The following is a 14,142-nucleotide window of genomic DNA, read 5'->3' on the forward strand; positions in this document are numbered from 1 at the left end:
ATTTTATTAATATGTACGTTTATGAGGGTCATCCTGATGTCAGACGCCACTTCAATGGCCGAGGACTTCGCCAGCGGTCGCAGCGACCCGGTGCAAGCCCTCGAACAGGCACTCGACAAAGCCAGCCAGGTCCCGTCGGTATTCATCAGCCTGACGCCCGAGCGCGCTCGTCGTGAAGCCCAAGCCTCTGCCGCACGTTGGCGCGCCGGCCAGCCGTTGAGCCTGTTCGATGGCGTGCCGCTGGCATGGAAGGACCTGTTCGATGTGGCTGGCAGCATCACCACGGCGGGCGCCGCCTACCGCCGCCATGCGCCCGTCGCGTTGCTCGATGCACCCACCGTCGGCCTGCTGTGTCGTGCCGGAATGGTCAGCGTCGGCAAGACCAACCTCAGCGAACTGGCCTATTCCGGCCTGGGCCTGAACCCCCATTTCGGCACGCCGCACAATCCCCATGGCACGGATCAACCGCGCATCCCCGGCGGATCTTCCTCGGGCTCGGCCGTGGCCGTTGCCGCCGGGATCGTGCCCATCGCCATGGGCACCGACACGGCCGGTTCCATCCGCGTCCCCTCGGCGTTCAACGGCCTGGTGGGTTACCGCAGCAGCAGTCGGCGCTACAGCCGCGACGGCGTATTTCCACTGGCGCACAGCCTCGACAGCCTCGGCCCGATAAGCCGCAGCGTGCGTGATGCCCTGGCCGTCGACGACTTGCTGCATGGCCGCAGACACACCCACGTCGCCCGCAGCCTCAAGGGCCAGCGTTTCGTGCTGGCGCAGCAGAAGGTCGAACCCGCCGTGCGCAACAACCTGCTGCGCGCGGTGGAGCAGTTCAAGGCCCACGGCGCGCTGGTCGAAGAGCGCGAATGCCCGGCCTTCCAGGCGACGCTGGAGCTGATCAAAGACCATGGCTGGCTCGGCGCCTTCGAAGCCTTCGCCCTGCACCAGGCGTTGCTCGACAGCCCCGACGCCGACCAACTCGACCCCCGCGTGCGCCGCCGCCTGGAAGCCGCGCGTTCACTGCCGGCCAGTCAACTGATCCACCTGACCGAGGCGCGCCGCCGCCTGCAACAGCAACTGATCGAAGACCTCGACGGCGCCGTCCTGATCACCCCGACCGTCGCCCACGTCGCCCCGGCGTTGGCGGCGCTTGAAGCCGACGATGAGCTGTTCGTCACAACCAACCTCGCCACCCTGCGCCTGACCATGCCCGGCAGTTTGCTCGACATGCCAGGCGTGACCCTGCCCAGCGGCCTCGATGCCCAGGGCCTGCCCACCGGGTTGCTGCTCAGCGCCCCGACGGGAGAAGACGCACGCCTGCTGCGCGCGGCGTTGTCCGTCGAATCCGTAATGACTATCTAAGGAGACACACCATGGCTAAAGACATCCTCTGTGCATTCGGCGTCGACGTTGACGCCGTCGCCGGCTGGCTCGGTTCCTACGGCGGCGAAGACTCGCCGGACGACATCTCCCGCGGCCTGTTCGCCGGTGAAATCGGCGCGCCACGCCTGCTCAAACTGTTCGAACGCTACGGCCTGCGCACCACCTGGTTTATCCCCGGTCACTCGATGGAAACCTTCCCCGAGCAGATGAAGGCCGTGGCCGACGCCGGCCACGAGATCGGCGTGCACGGCTACAGCCACGAAAACCCGATCGCGATGACCGCCGAGCAGGAAGAAATCGTTCTCGACAAGTCCATCGAACTGATCACCCAGGTCACCGGCAAGCGCCCCACCGGCTACGTGGCGCCGTGGTGGGAATTCAGCAAGGTCACCAACGAACTGCTGCTGAAAAAAGGCATCAAGTACGACCACAGCCTGATGCACAACGACTTTCACCCCTACTACGTGCGCAAGGGCGATACCTGGACCAGGATCGACTACAGCCAGCACCCCGATACCTGGATGAAGCCCCTGGTGCGCGGCGAAGAAACCGACCTGGTGGAGATCCCGGCCAACTGGTACCTCGACGACCTGCCGCCGATGATGTTCATCAAAAAAGCCCCCAACAGCCACGGGTTCGTCAACCCGCGTCACCTGGAAGAAATGTGGCGCGACCAGTTCGACTGGGTCTACCGCGAACACGAACACGCTGTGTTCACCATGACCATCCACCCCGACGTGTCCGGCCGCCCGCAAGTGCTGCTGATGCTCGAGCGTCTGATCGAACACATCCAGAGCCATGCCGGCGTGCGCTTCGTCACCTTTGACGAAATTGCCGATGACTTCATCCGCCGCCAGCCGCGTACCTGAACCAGCGTCACCCTGTAGGAGCGAGCTTGCTCGCGAAGAACCGGAGAGCGCCGCGTGCATCCAGGATGCCCGCGTCATCGTTGACGATTTTCGCGAGCAAGCTCGCTCCTACAGGGTCCACTAATCCCCTTGAGGCGCGATCTATGTCCATCTACAACAAGCTTGACCTGACTGGCTGGAAACCCCGGCAGCTGACTTCCCGGGAGGTGCGCTTCGCCACCTGGATCGCGTTTTTCGCCTGGGTGTTTGCGGTGTACGACTTCATCCTGTTCGGCACCCTGCTACCGGAGATTGGCCGGCACTTTGGATGGGGTGAAGTGGAGCAGGCCGAGATCGCGACCTGGGTGGCGGTGGGCACCGCCGTGGTCGCCCTGGCCATCGGCCCGATCGTGGACAAGCTGGGGCGTCGCAAAGGGATTATTTTCACCGTGGCCGGTTCCGCGCTGTGCTCGGCGCTGACGGCGATTGGCGGAGCGTGGGGCAAGTCGCCGTTGATCCTGATCCGTTCGCTGGGCGGCCTGGGCTATGCCGAGGAGACCGTCAACGCCACCTATTTGACCGAGCTGTACGGCGCCTCGGAAGATCCGCGGTTGACCAGGCGTCGCGGCTTTATCTACAGCCTGGTGCAGGGCGGCTGGCCGGTCGGCGCGTTGATCGCCGCCGGGTTGACCGCGCTGTTGCTGCCGATCATCGGCTGGCAGGGCTGCTTCGTTTTTGCGGCGATCCCGGCTGTCGTGATCGCGATCATGGCGCGCAAGCTCAAGGAAAGCCCGCAGTTCCAGATCCACGAACGCATCAGCCGGCTGCGTAAAAGCGGCGCGGTGAGCGACGCGCAGAACGTAGCGCAGACCTATGGCGTGGACTATGACGAGCACAGCAAGGCCGGTCTCAAGGCCGCGTTCCGTGGGCCGGCTCGCCGTGCCACGTTGGTGATCGGCGCCGCGTTGTTGCTCAACTGGGCGGCGATCCAGGTGTTCAGCGTGCTGGGGACTTCGGTGATCGTCAGCGTGCACCACATCTCGTTCGAGAACTCGCTGATCATCCTCGTGCTGTCGAACCTGGTGGGATATTGCGGCTACTTGAGCCACGGCTGGATGGGCGACAAGATCGGCCGTCGCAATGTGATCGGCCTGGGCTGGATGCTCGGTGGCCTGTCGTTCGCCGGGATGCTGTTCGGCCCGAGCAACATGGCGATGGTGGTCGGGCTGTACAGCCTGGGCCTGTTCTTCCTGATCGGGCCGTATTCGGCGGCGCTGTTCTTTATCAGTGAGAGTTTCCCTACCAGCATCCGCGCCACCGGCGGCGCGATCATCCATGCCATGGGCCCGATCGGTGCGGTGGTCGCAGGTTTTGGTGCGACCCAGGTGCTGTCCGCCGGCAGTGACTGGCAGACCGCCGCACTGTGGTTCGGTGCCGTGCCGTGCTTCTTGTCCGGCCTGTTGATGTTTGCCGCGCGCCATGTGCGTCCGGAAACCGTTCAGTAAGGAGTCAATGATGAGCCGTAAAGTTGCCTTGATTACCGGTGCCGCCAGCGGCATCGGCCAAGCCCTCGCCGTGGCCTATGCGCGCCACGGTGTGGCGGTGGTCGGCGGGTACTACCCGGCGGACCCCCATGACCCGCAGGCCACCGTCAGTCTGGTGCAGGCCGCGGGCGGCGAATGCCTGATGTTGCCGTTGGACGTGGGCGATACCGCCTCGGTGGATGCCCTGGCCGCGCAGGGTGTGCAGCATTTTGGTCGGCTGGATTACGCCGTGGCCAACGCCGGGTTGCTGCGTCGCGCGCCGTTGCTGGAGATGACCGATGCGCTGTGGGACGAGATGCTCAATGTCGACCTGACGGGGGTCATGCGCACCTTTCGCGCGGCGACCCGGCACATGCACGAAGGCGGCGCGTTGGTGGCGATTTCGTCGATTGCCGGAGGCGTGTATGGCTGGCACGAGCATTCGCATTACGCGGCCGCCAAGGCCGGCGTGCCGGGGTTGTGCCGCTCGCTGGCGGTGGAGTTGGCGGCAAAGGGCATACGCTGTAATGCGGTGATTCCAGGGTTGATCGAGACGCCGCAGTCGCTGGATGCTAAGAACTCGCTGGGGCCGCAGGGCCTGGCGAAAGCAGCGCGTGCGATTCCGCTGGGGCGGGTAGGGCGCGCGGATGAGGTGGCTTCATTGGTGCAGTTTTTAACCAGTGATGCATCGAGTTACCTGACCGGGCAGAGCATCGTAATTGATGGTGGCCTGACCGTACGCTGGCCTGACTGACTGTACTGGATCAAAAATGTGGGAGGGGGCTTGCCCCCTCCCACATTGGAACTGTGTTTATTCGGGAGATCGTCTACATGAACCAACTCGCCCACCGCCGTGCCGTCATCACCGGCGCCGGCAGCGGCATCGGTGCCGCTATCGCCCGCGCCTACGCCGCTGAAGGCGCACGCCTGGTGCTGGCCGACCGCAACGCCGCCAGCCTCGCCGAAACCGCGATCACCTGCCGCAACCTCGGTGCCGAGGTGTTCGAATGCCTGGCTGACGTCGGCACCGTCGAAGGCGCCCAGGCCAGTGTCGACTGCTGCGTCGAGCACTTGGGCGGTATCGATATCCTGGTCAACAACGCAGGCATGCTCACCCAGGCGCGCTGCGTCGACCTGTCCATCGAGATGTGGAACGACATGCTGCGCGTCGACCTCACCAGCGTCTTCGTCGCCAGCCAGCGCGCGTTGCCGCACATGGTTGCGCAGCGTTGGGGGCGGATCATCAATGTCGCCTCGCAACTGGGCATCAAGGGCGGCGCCGAACTAACGCATTACGCCGCCGCCAAGGCCGGGGTGATCGGCTTTACCAAGTCCCTGGCACTGGAAGTGGCCAAGGACAATGTACTGGTCAACGCCATCGCCCCCGGCCCCATCGAGACGCCATTGGTCAGCGGTATCAGCGCTGACTGGAAGCGTGCCAAGGCCAGGGAGCTGCCCCTGGGCCGCTTCGGGCTGGCCGACGAAGTGGCGCCGACGGCGGTGCTGCTGGCCAGCGAGCCGGGCGGCAACCTGTTCGTCGGCCAGACCCTGGGCCCGAATTCCGGCGATGTTATGCCATGAGCGGGGTGTAGTCATGTGCGGACTCTGCGGATTGCTCGGCGAAGACCTGCACTGGAGCGACCCCCTGGGCGACGAGCTGCCCAGGCGCCGAGAACGCCTGCGCCGGATCGCGGCGATCAACCAGGTGCTGGCGGTGTTCCGGCTCAAGGTCGAAGACTTCCAGGGCGCGTCCTATCTGTTGTTGGGCGCTACCGGCAAGCAGGCCTTGGCCAGCGGCCTTGATCAACTGTGGCAGGCGGCGCAGGACATGTTCGGTCGCCCGCTGGACCCCCTCGACCCCAAACTGCTAGACCATTTGGAATGCAACCCACTGTAGGAGCGGGCTTGCCCGCGAAAAACATCAACGATAACGCGTGCATCCTGGATAAGCGCGGTGTCCCTGAGTTCATCGCGAGCAAGCTCGCTCCTACAAAGATTTGGAATGCAACCCACTGTAGGAGCGGGCTTGCCCGCGAAAAACGTCAACGATAACGCGTGCATCCTGGATAAGCGCGGTGTCCATGAGTTCATCGCGAGCAAGCTCGCTCCTGCAAGGGGCGGAGGTATAAAAAATGAGCATCGCTCTCAACGTCATCACCGGTTTCCTCGGCAGCGGCAAGACCACCTTGCTCAAGCGCCTGTTGCAGGGTGAAAGCCTGGGCGACACCGCGTTGCTGATCAACGAATTCGGCGACGTCGGCATCGACCATCTGCTGGTGGAAGACATCGCGCCCGACACGGTGCTGCTGCCCAGCGGTTGCGTGTGCTGCTCGATCCGTGGCGAGCTGAAGGAGGCGCTGCTGACCTTGCTGCAACGTCGCGAGCGCGGTGAAATCCCGGCATTCAAGCGGGTGATCCTGGAAACCACCGGCCTGGCCGACCCGGCGCCGATCCTGGCCACGTTGAATAACGACGTGCAACTACGCGGGCGTTTTCATATTGGCCTGGTGATTACCCTGGTGGACGCCAGCCACGCCGCCCTGCAGGAGCGCCTGCACCCGGAGTGGCTGGCCCAGGTGGCGGCGGCGGATCGTGTGTTGGTGAGCAAGACCGATCTGGCGGGCGACTGCACGGCACTGCGCGCACATTTGCGGGCGCTCAATGCCGGCACGCCGATCCTCGATACCCATGCCATTCACAGCGGCGACCAACTGCTGCTTGGCGAAGGCCTGCGCAGCGCCGAACCCGCCATTGAAGTCAGCCGCTGGCAGTTGCATCGGACCACCACAGCCAGCCACGGCGACGCGCAAGTGTGCAGCCTGACCTTCGACCAGCCTTTGGATTGGGTCGGTTTCGGGGTGTGGTTGTCGATGCTGTTAAGATGCCACGGCGAACGAATCCTTCGTGTCAAAGGACTGCTCAACGTGAACGCCAGTAACACCCCCATCGTCATTCATGGCGTGCAGCACTGCCTGCATGCGCCGGTGCATCTGCCTGCGTGGCCGGGCAGCGACCGGCAATCGCGCCTGGTGTTTATCCTGCGCGGCCTCGACCCTGCGCTGTTGCGCCGCTCTTTTGATGTGTTCTCGCGGCGGTTCGCAGCATGATCACGTTGAGGGTCCTCGGCACGTCGGTCACCTTGCTCGAATGCCTGCGCGTGCGGGCCGAGCAGGAACTGGGTATCCGCCTGGTGTATCAGGTGCACGACGTTGAACAGGCCCAGCGCATCGCGGTGATGCAGCCCGAAAGCTACGACCTGTACGACCAGTGGTTTCACAATGTCGATTTCGTGTGGCCGGCCCGGGCGATCCAACCCATCGACACCCGGCGCGTCGCGTTGTGGCACGAGATCAATGACCTGCCCAAGCGCGGACGCCTGTCGCCCGATGATCGCCTGGGCAGCGGTAGCGTGCCCAGCGAGCGGTTGTTCGTGCAGCACGATGGCAGCCTGGGCAGCACGGTTACCGAGCGCATCAGCATGCTGCCCCTGACCCACAACGCCGACAGCTTTGCCTACCGTCCCGAGCGTATGCCCGACGGGTTTTGCCACGGCAATGAAAGCTGGGGCTGGCTGTTGGACCCCGCGTGGCGTGCGCGCACGGCCTTGCAAAGCGACGCCGCCATCGGCGCCCTGGACGCCGCGTTGGCGGTGCAGGGGGCAGGGCTGGCCAGCTTCAAGGACATCGGCAACATGAGCATCGAAGAGATCGATTTGCTGGCCGACGTCCTGGTGCGCAAGCAGAAGGAAGGCCACTTTGCGGCGTTCTGGTCCGATGACGAAGAAGCCGCGCAATTGATGCTCAGCCCCAGCATCGATATCCAGAGCCTGTGGTCGCCGACCTTGATGCGCCTGCACCGCGCCGGGGTGAAATACCGTCTGGCGGTGCCACGTGAAGGCTATCGGGCCTGGTTTGGTGGGTTGTCATTATCGCGCCATGCCCAGGGCGCGGTGCTGGATGCGGCCTATGCTTACTTGAATTGGTGGCTGTCGGGCTGGCCCGGGGCGGTGATGGCTCGGCAGGGCTATTACATCGGTAATCCGGCGCGCAGTCGCGATCACTTGAGCCGTGCGGAATGGGATTACTGGTACGCGGGCAAGCCTGCGCGGGAGCAACTGCCGGGAAGCGATGGCCTGCCGCTGATCGATATTGGCGAAGTGCGCGACGGCGGCTCCTATGAACAGCGCATGGGGCATATTGCGGTATGGAATTCGGTCATGGATGAGCACAACTACCTGGTGCGGCGCTGGGGGGACTTCATGCGGGCCCGGCGAGGCTGACGCGCCGCGTCACGGGATGCATGCCCACGCGGAGCGAGGGAACGAGCCTTCAGCGGCGCAAAGAAAAGGCGGTTACCTGTTGAAGGTAACCGCCTTTTTAATACCGCCAGTCTTGCTTATTCCGGCAGTTTGAACGCCATCACGTAGTCACCCTGCTTGGTGCCCAGGGAGCCATGACCGCCGGCCACGACCAGCACGTATTGCTTGCCGTCCTTGCCGGTGTAGGTCATCGGGGTGGTTTGCGCGCCTGCAGGCAGGCGGCCTTCCCACAGTTGCTTGCCGTTTTTCACGTCATAGGCACGCAGGTACTGGTCCAGGGTGCCGCTGAGGAACGCAACGCCACCGGCGGTGGTGAACGTACCGCCCAGGCTCGGCACGCCCATGGTCAACGGGATCGGAATCGGCGAGCTGTCACGCACGGTGCCGTTCTTGTGCATCCAGATGGTCTGGTTGGTGGTCAGGTCGACCGCTGCCACATAACCCCACGCCGGTGCCTGGCACGGCAGGCCCATTGGCGACAGCAGCGCTTCGAGGATCACGCCGTACGGCGCGCCTTTGTTTGGCTGTACGCCTTGGGTCTCGCTGACGCGCGGGCCTTGCTTGGCAATGTCGGCAGCCGGGATCAGTTTCGATTTGAACGCCATGTAGCTCGGGTTCACGAAGGCGATCTGGCGCACCGGGTCAACCGAAATGCCGCCCCAGTCGAACACGCCGAAGTTGCCTGGGTACACGATCGAGCCTTGCAGCGACGGCGGGGTGAACGGGCCGTCGTAGCGCAGCGACTTGAAGTCGATCCGGCAGATCAGTTGGTCGAACGGGGTGACGCCCCACATGTCACGCTCCTTGAGGGGCGGTGGCATGAAGTTCAGCTCGGACTTGGGCTGGGTAGTGGCCGTGCGATCGCCCGCGACGGCGCCCTGCGGCACCGGGACTTCATTGAAGGGCACAATCGGCCAGCCGGTGGCGCGGTCCAGCACGTAGATGCTGCCTTGCTTGGACGATGCCACCACCGCGTGCCTGACACCGGCAGCGGTCTTGATGTCGATCAGCGACGGCTGGCCGCCCACGTCCATGTCCCACAGGTCGTGGTGGGTGAACTGGACGGTCCACTTCACATGGCCGGTGGCGATGTCCAGGGCGGTCAGGCCGGCCGCGTACTTCTCGGAGTCTTCGGTACGGTCGCCGCCGTACTGGTCGGGCATCTGGTTGCCCATCGGCAGGTAGAGCATGCCGAGTTTTTCATCCACGGCGAACATGGACCACATGTTCGGCGAGTTGCGGGTGTAGGTCTTGCCTTCGGCCAACGGGGTGGTGTCGTGCGGGTTGCCGCTGTCCCAGTTCCACACCAGCTTGCCGGTGTGCACGTCGAACGCACGGATCACGCCGCTTGGTTCGTCGGTGGAAACGTTGTCGGTCACGTGACCGCCGATGACCACCAGGTTCTTGGTCACGGCCGGTGGCGAGGTGGAGTAGTAACCACCTGGGGCGAAGCTGCCGATATTGGCGCGCAGGTCGACCTGGCCTTTGTTACCGAAGTCTTCGCACATCTTGCCGGTGTCGGCGTTCAGGGCGATCAGACGGGTGTCGGCGGTCGGCACGAAGATGCGTTTCGGGCAGGCAGTCGGTGCGGCGGCCGGAATGGCCTTGCCGGTTGGCTTCTGCTCGGAAGCGTAGGCGGCGTCATCGTGATACGACACGCCACGGCAGGTCATGTGCGCCCAACCCTTGAAGTTCTCGGCACCCTGGGTGCTGATCTTCGGGTCGAAACGCCAGATTTCCTTGCCGGTGTCCGGGTCCAGGGCAATCACCTGACTGTGCGGGGTGCACACGTACAGCATGCCGTTGACTTTCAGCGGGGTGTTTTCCGCAGTGGTTTCACCGGGATCGCCTGCGCCGGGAATGTCACCGGTACGGAAGGTCCAGGCCGGCACCAGCTTGTGCGCGTTTGCCGGGGTGATCTGGGTCAGTGGCGAGTAACGGTCACCGTAGGCCGAGCGGCCATAGGAGTTCCAGTCACCGTCAGCCTGGCTCGGCGCAGTGTTGGTCATGCCGGCTACGGTGTCGCGGTTCAGTTGGCCGGTCTTGACCATTTCACCCGGGTTGGTGAATTGGCTGGCCAGGGCGGTAGCGCCCGCCAGCACCACGGCTGCGCTCAGCGCACCGGTGCCCAGCGGCGCGGCCTGGCCATGCAGCAACGGACGGCGAAACCACGGCAGCAACATGACGATGCCCAGGGCGAACAGCAGGGCCAGGCGCGGCACCAGTTGCCACCAGTCCAGGCCCACTTCCCAGAGTGCCCACACGGTGCTGGCGAACAGCACCAGTGCATACAGGCCCAGCGCAGCGCGGCGGTTGGACAGCAGCAACACGCCGGTCAGGGCGATGCCGATACCGGCCAGCAGGTAGTACCACGACCCGCCGAGCATGCTCAGCTTGACCCCACCGGCCAGCAAGGCCAGCCCCATGATCAGCAGCAAGACGCCCAGCAACCTGGGCAGCAGGCGGCTTGGGCTTGAGGCACCATCAGTGCTCATAGTGTGTTTCTCCGTTACGTTGGAATTATGTAACCCCGTGCTTCACTCACTGTAGATGACGATTGGGCGCGGGCTTGGTTCATCGTTTTTTTGGTTTTTTCTGTGGATAAACGGGTTATCCACAGACGGGTAACACCCCCCCGACGCAGGCTGATTTCGGACAGCGCTGTCTTTACGTACAGGGAGATTTGGCAAAATGAGGTCGGCCAGGAAGTGAAGCGTTGCAGATTGTTGCGAAGGATAATGCGGCGGGGCTTTTTGAGGAAGGGCGAATCGCAAGATGCATCATTTCAGATTTGGTAACAGTGACAGATAGTCGCTGCCTGAATAGCCTCTGTAGGAGCGAGCTTGCCCGCGAAAAACCCACTGGCGCCGCGTGTGTTAAGGAAGCGCGCGTTATCGTTGACGGTCTTCGCGAGCAAGCTCGCTCCTACAGGGGGATTTGTGGTGTGGGTTAGAAGGTGGTGCGGATGCCGAACTGCACACTGCGCCCCGGTGCCGGCGCGATGTCGCGCAGGATCGAGCTGGCATAGCGCACCGTCTGGTTAGTCAGGTTTTCACCGTTGACGAATGCCAGCCACTGGCTGCTTCCTACGTTGAAGTGGTAACCCGCGCTTGCGCCGAGGGTGGTATAGCCATCGGTGCCGCTTTCATTGCTCGGCACACGCCCCTGGCCGGCGGCATGTTCCACGTCGATACGCGCCTGCCAGCGGTCCAGTTCCCAGAGCAACCCACTGTTCAAGCGCAGCGGCGCAATGCGCGGCAGGGCTTCGCCCGTGTCCAGGTTGGTCGCGCGGGTGTAGTCGCCCGACAGCTCCAGGGCGAACTTGCCGTAGGCGCCTTCGCCGAGTTTCCAGTGATCCTGGGCTTCGAAGCCGGCGAAACGCGCGCGCACGCCGGAATAGCTGTACTCGGGAATACCGCCGGCGTCCTCTTCACCTTCGTCGTTCAACGTACGGCCAGTGCCGAGCAAGCCGATGTAATTGGAGAAGCGGCTGTAGAACACGCCGAAGCTGCCTTTATGGGTGCCGTTGTCGAAGCGCAGGGCCAGGTCGCTGGACACGGCTTTTTCCTTGGACAGGCTGGCATCGCCCAATTCGTAGGTGCCGGTGGCGACGTGGGCACCATTGGCGTACAGCTCGTAGAAGGTTGGCGCACGCTCGGTGTAGCCCAACGTTGCAGCCAGGGACCAGATCGGCGTCAGGCTGTACACCGCGCCGGAGGACAGGCTGCCTGCGGTGAAGTCACTGGCCTTGTCGGCATTGGCGAAGCGCCCGTTGCCCTTGGCATCCGGGTCGACGCTGGTGTGTTCCAGGCGCCCGCCGAGGCTGAGCTTCAGGCGTTCGCTGGCTTGCATCTCTTCAAGGATAAACAGTGCACCGGCGTTGGTGTCGGTCTGGGGCACGAAGGCTTCTTCGCCCAGGGCCGAGAACTCGTTGCGGGTCACCTGGGCGCCGACCACGCCATCGAATGGGCCGACAGGCTGGTGACGGGCTTCAACGCGGGCTTCATAGCCTTTGTTCTTGAAGGTTGTACCGGTTTCGCCACCTTCGATTTCGCGGTGTTCGTAGTCGGTATAGCCCGCGTCGAGTTTCACCGAGGTGAACGGCCCTTGCAGGTTACGGATCTCGGACGCGAAGGCGTAGTGCTCCTGCTGCATGCGGATGCGCACATCCTGCTCGGCCGGCGAGCCGTAGTTACTGTCGTAGTTGCTGTAGGAAAGCCCCGCGTAGCCGTCATCCCAGGTGTAGGAACCACCTGCGGCACCGCCGTCCTGGCGCCCGTCGCTGTTGCCCAGGCGGCCGTTCTTGCCGGGGCCATCCTCGGTGTCGGGGGCATGGCGGCTACGGGCAGAGCCCGGGATTTTCAGGTCGTTGAATTCCCGCGCGTTGGCGTCCAGGTGCAAGGCGAAGGTGCCGTCGCCGGCCTCCAGCTTGCCCGCGCTGCTGCGGGTGGTGTCGGCGCCGCCGTAGCGCAGTTCACCAGCACCGTGGATGCCTTCGATGGCGGCGGTGGGGATGCGGTTGTCGAAGGTATTGACCACGCCGCCGATGGCGCTGCCGCCGTACAGGAGCGCGGCTGGGCCGCGCACGATTTCAATGCGTTCGACGTTGATCGGGTCCAGCGGCACGGCATGGTCATAGGACAGCGACGATGCATCCAGCGCACCCACGCCATTGCGCAGGAGGCGAATACGGTCACCGTCCTGGCCACGAATGATCGGCCGGCTGGCGCCCGGACCAAAGTAGGAAGACGACACCCCCGGCTGCTTGTTCAGGGTCTCGCCAAGGCTGCCTTTTTGCTGCAGGGTCAGCTCATCGCCTTCCAGCACGGTGGTGGGCGAGGCGAGCTGTTCGCTGCCCAGGGGATTGGCGGTGATGATTTGCGGTTGCAGCTCCAGGGCGTGGGCTTCGGAGCAGATCAGCAGGGCGGCGGCGAGCGGGGACAAACGCCAGAAACAGGAGACGGACATCGGACATTCCTTGGCAGGATTTTGATAAGAGATGTTACAATATAACATCTCTTTTTAGGCTGCGAAGGGGAACTTTTGCCAAGCGGCTATATTCAATGCAGTGCTTCCACCGTTACGCCCCGTCGGCTAAGGTGCGCGGCTGTGTTTCCTCTCCTGCAAAAGGCCCGGCATGACCGCGACAAGCAACGACCCACTCCACGGCGTGACCCTGCAACACGTCCTCACCACGCTGGTGGCGCATTACGAATGGAGCGGCCTGGCCGAGCGTATTGATATCCGCTGCTTCAAGAGCGATCCCAGCATCAAGTCGAGCCTGACCTTCCTGCGCAAGACCCCTTGGGCGCGTGAAAAAGTCGAAGGGTTATACGTCAAGCTGATGCGCACCAAACGCCCGTTGGACTGAGCCCATGAAGCGTTATGTCGCGGCGGCCGCGCTCGCCGGTTGGGTGGGGCTGGCGATCCAGCAATACCTGATTTTGTATTCGCGCTGGTCCAGCGGCGCGAGCCTGCTGGGCGGGTTGATCAGCTTTTTCAGTTTCTTCACGGTGCTGACCAATACGCTGGTGGTCGTGGTGCTGAGCTACGCGCTGGTCACCCGCGAATCCGCCGCCAGACGGTTTTTCCTCAAGCCCGGCATCTGCGGCGCGATTGCCACCAGCATCGTGGTGGTGAGCCTGGCCTACAACCTGCTGCTACGGCATTTATGGAGCCCCGAAGGCTTTCAGTTCATCGCCGATGAATTGCTGCATGACGTGATGCCGCTGCTGTTTCTGATCTACTGGTGGCGCTGCGTGCCCAAAGGCACCTTGCAGCTCAAGCACATCGCCGGGTGGGTGATTTACCCCGTGGTGTATTTTGGTTATGTGCTGCTGCGCGGGCATTTGCTTGGGCAGTATCAGTACCCGTTCATGGACGTGGACAGCCTGGGTTATCCACAGGTGTTCGTGAATGCCGGGGGGATTTTGCTGGGGTTCCTACTGATTGCGCTGGCCGTGATTGGGTTGGACAAGCTTCTCAAACCTACCTCGGTTTAAAGCGGGCGCGGCCACTGTGGGAGGGGGCTTGCCCCCGATGGCAATCTATCAGATATAGATGTGTTAGCTGA

Annotated in this window: 12 protein-coding genes; 10 read left to right on the top strand and 2 right to left on the bottom strand. The window is 63.5% G+C overall.

The annotated features are described in order from the left end of the window. The first annotated feature begins 36 nt into the window (after positions 1-36). From BFQ00_RS19840 to BFQ00_RS19875, 8 genes are all read left to right on the top strand, one after another. Complete coding sequence (locus tag BFQ00_RS19840) at positions 37-1,359, top strand: amidase (protein ID WP_065934485.1); 1,323 nt, start codon at positions 37-39, stop codon at positions 1,357-1,359. Positions 1,360-1,370: 11 nt separating this feature from the next. After that, positions 1,371-2,249: a polysaccharide deacetylase family protein gene (locus BFQ00_RS19845; RefSeq protein WP_065894856.1), complete on the top strand. Its 879-nt coding sequence runs from the start codon at positions 1,371-1,373 to the stop codon at positions 2,247-2,249. Between the two features lie 143 nt (positions 2,250-2,392). After that, complete coding sequence (locus BFQ00_RS19850) at positions 2,393-3,733, top strand: MFS transporter (protein WP_065934486.1); 1,341 nt, start codon at positions 2,393-2,395, stop codon at positions 3,731-3,733. A 10-nt stretch (positions 3,734-3,743) separates the two neighbouring features. Further along, on the top strand, positions 3,744-4,505 hold the full coding sequence (locus BFQ00_RS19855; RefSeq protein ID WP_065934487.1) for an SDR family NAD(P)-dependent oxidoreductase: 762 nt from the start codon (positions 3,744-3,746) through the stop codon (positions 4,503-4,505). Positions 4,506-4,582: 77 nt separating this feature from the next. Beyond that, positions 4,583-5,332, top strand: coding sequence for an SDR family NAD(P)-dependent oxidoreductase (locus BFQ00_RS19860; RefSeq protein ID WP_065934488.1), 750 nt, complete (start codon positions 4,583-4,585; stop codon positions 5,330-5,332). 13 nt (positions 5,333-5,345) lie between these two features. Further along, on the top strand, positions 5,346-5,648 hold the full coding sequence (locus tag BFQ00_RS19865; protein WP_065934489.1) for a hypothetical protein: 303 nt from the start codon (positions 5,346-5,348) through the stop codon (positions 5,646-5,648). A 235-nt stretch (positions 5,649-5,883) separates the two neighbouring features. Next, on the top strand, positions 5,884-6,858 hold the full coding sequence (locus tag BFQ00_RS19870; RefSeq protein WP_065934490.1) for a CobW family GTP-binding protein: 975 nt from the start codon (positions 5,884-5,886) through the stop codon (positions 6,856-6,858). Next, a complete protein-coding gene (locus tag BFQ00_RS19875) occupies positions 6,855-8,030 on the top strand; it encodes an ABC transporter substrate-binding protein (RefSeq protein ID WP_065885946.1) in 1,176 nt (391 codons plus the stop codon). The genes BFQ00_RS19870 and BFQ00_RS19875 overlap by 4 nt, the downstream gene beginning before the upstream one ends. A 116-nt stretch (positions 8,031-8,146) precedes the next feature. Here the strand turns inward: BFQ00_RS19875 and BFQ00_RS19880 are convergent, their stop codons facing one another. Both BFQ00_RS19880 and BFQ00_RS19885 read right to left on the bottom strand, forming a co-directional pair. Continuing rightward, the gene (locus tag BFQ00_RS19880; protein ID WP_065934491.1) at positions 8,147-10,564 is read right to left on the bottom strand and encodes a glucose/quinate/shikimate family membrane-bound PQQ-dependent dehydrogenase; all 2,418 of its coding nucleotides are present in this window, start codon (positions 10,562-10,564) and stop codon (positions 8,147-8,149) included. 454 nt (positions 10,565-11,018) lie between these two features. Next, on the bottom strand, positions 11,019-13,037 hold the full coding sequence (locus BFQ00_RS19885; RefSeq protein WP_065934492.1) for a TonB-dependent receptor: 2,019 nt from the start codon (positions 13,035-13,037) through the stop codon (positions 11,019-11,021). Between the two features lie 169 nt (positions 13,038-13,206). On the opposite strand from BFQ00_RS19885, the gene BFQ00_RS19890 reads away from it, so the two are divergent. Both BFQ00_RS19890 and BFQ00_RS19895 read left to right on the top strand, forming a co-directional pair. Further along, a complete protein-coding gene (locus tag BFQ00_RS19890) occupies positions 13,207-13,440 on the top strand; it encodes a VF530 family protein (protein ID WP_065885949.1) in 234 nt (77 codons plus the stop codon). A 4-nt stretch (positions 13,441-13,444) separates the two neighbouring features. Next, positions 13,445-14,071 carry a Pr6Pr family membrane protein gene (locus BFQ00_RS19895; protein ID WP_065934493.1) on the top strand — a complete coding sequence of 209 codons (627 nt, stop codon included), beginning with the start codon at positions 13,445-13,447 and terminating at the stop codon, positions 14,069-14,071. The last annotated feature ends 71 nt before the right edge of the window (positions 14,072-14,142 follow it).

The sequence above is a fragment of the Pseudomonas sp. 28 E 9 genome (assembly GCF_900004785.1).
GTDB classification, from domain to species: Bacteria; Pseudomonadota; Gammaproteobacteria; order Pseudomonadales; family Pseudomonadaceae; genus Aquipseudomonas; species Aquipseudomonas orientalis_A.

Excerpts from the sequence above, each read along its gene's own strand:
- BFQ00_RS19840 (WP_065934485.1), top strand. The coding sequence starts at position 37 with ATGTCAGACGCCACTTCAATGGCCGAGGACTTCGCCAGCGGTCGCAGC.
- BFQ00_RS19845 (WP_065894856.1), top strand. The coding sequence starts at position 1,371 with ATGGCTAAAGACATCCTCTGTGCATTCGGCGTCGACGTTGACGCCGTC.
- BFQ00_RS19850 (WP_065934486.1), top strand. The coding sequence starts at position 2,393 with ATGTCCATCTACAACAAGCTTGACCTGACTGGCTGGAAACCCCGGCAG.
- BFQ00_RS19855 (WP_065934487.1), top strand. The coding sequence starts at position 3,744 with ATGAGCCGTAAAGTTGCCTTGATTACCGGTGCCGCCAGCGGCATCGGC.
- BFQ00_RS19860 (WP_065934488.1), top strand. The coding sequence starts at position 4,583 with ATGAACCAACTCGCCCACCGCCGTGCCGTCATCACCGGCGCCGGCAGC.
- BFQ00_RS19865 (WP_065934489.1), top strand. The coding sequence starts at position 5,346 with ATGTGCGGACTCTGCGGATTGCTCGGCGAAGACCTGCACTGGAGCGAC.
- BFQ00_RS19870 (WP_065934490.1), top strand. The coding sequence starts at position 5,884 with ATGAGCATCGCTCTCAACGTCATCACCGGTTTCCTCGGCAGCGGCAAG.
- BFQ00_RS19875 (WP_065885946.1), top strand. The coding sequence starts at position 6,855 with ATGATCACGTTGAGGGTCCTCGGCACGTCGGTCACCTTGCTCGAATGC.
- BFQ00_RS19880 (WP_065934491.1), bottom strand. The coding sequence starts at position 10,564 with ATGAGCACTGATGGTGCCTCAAGCCCAAGCCGCCTGCTGCCCAGGTTG.
- BFQ00_RS19885 (WP_065934492.1), bottom strand. The coding sequence starts at position 13,037 with ATGTCCGTCTCCTGTTTCTGGCGTTTGTCCCCGCTCGCCGCCGCCCTG.
- BFQ00_RS19890 (WP_065885949.1), top strand. The coding sequence starts at position 13,207 with ATGACCGCGACAAGCAACGACCCACTCCACGGCGTGACCCTGCAACAC.
- BFQ00_RS19895 (WP_065934493.1), top strand. The coding sequence starts at position 13,445 with ATGAAGCGTTATGTCGCGGCGGCCGCGCTCGCCGGTTGGGTGGGGCTG.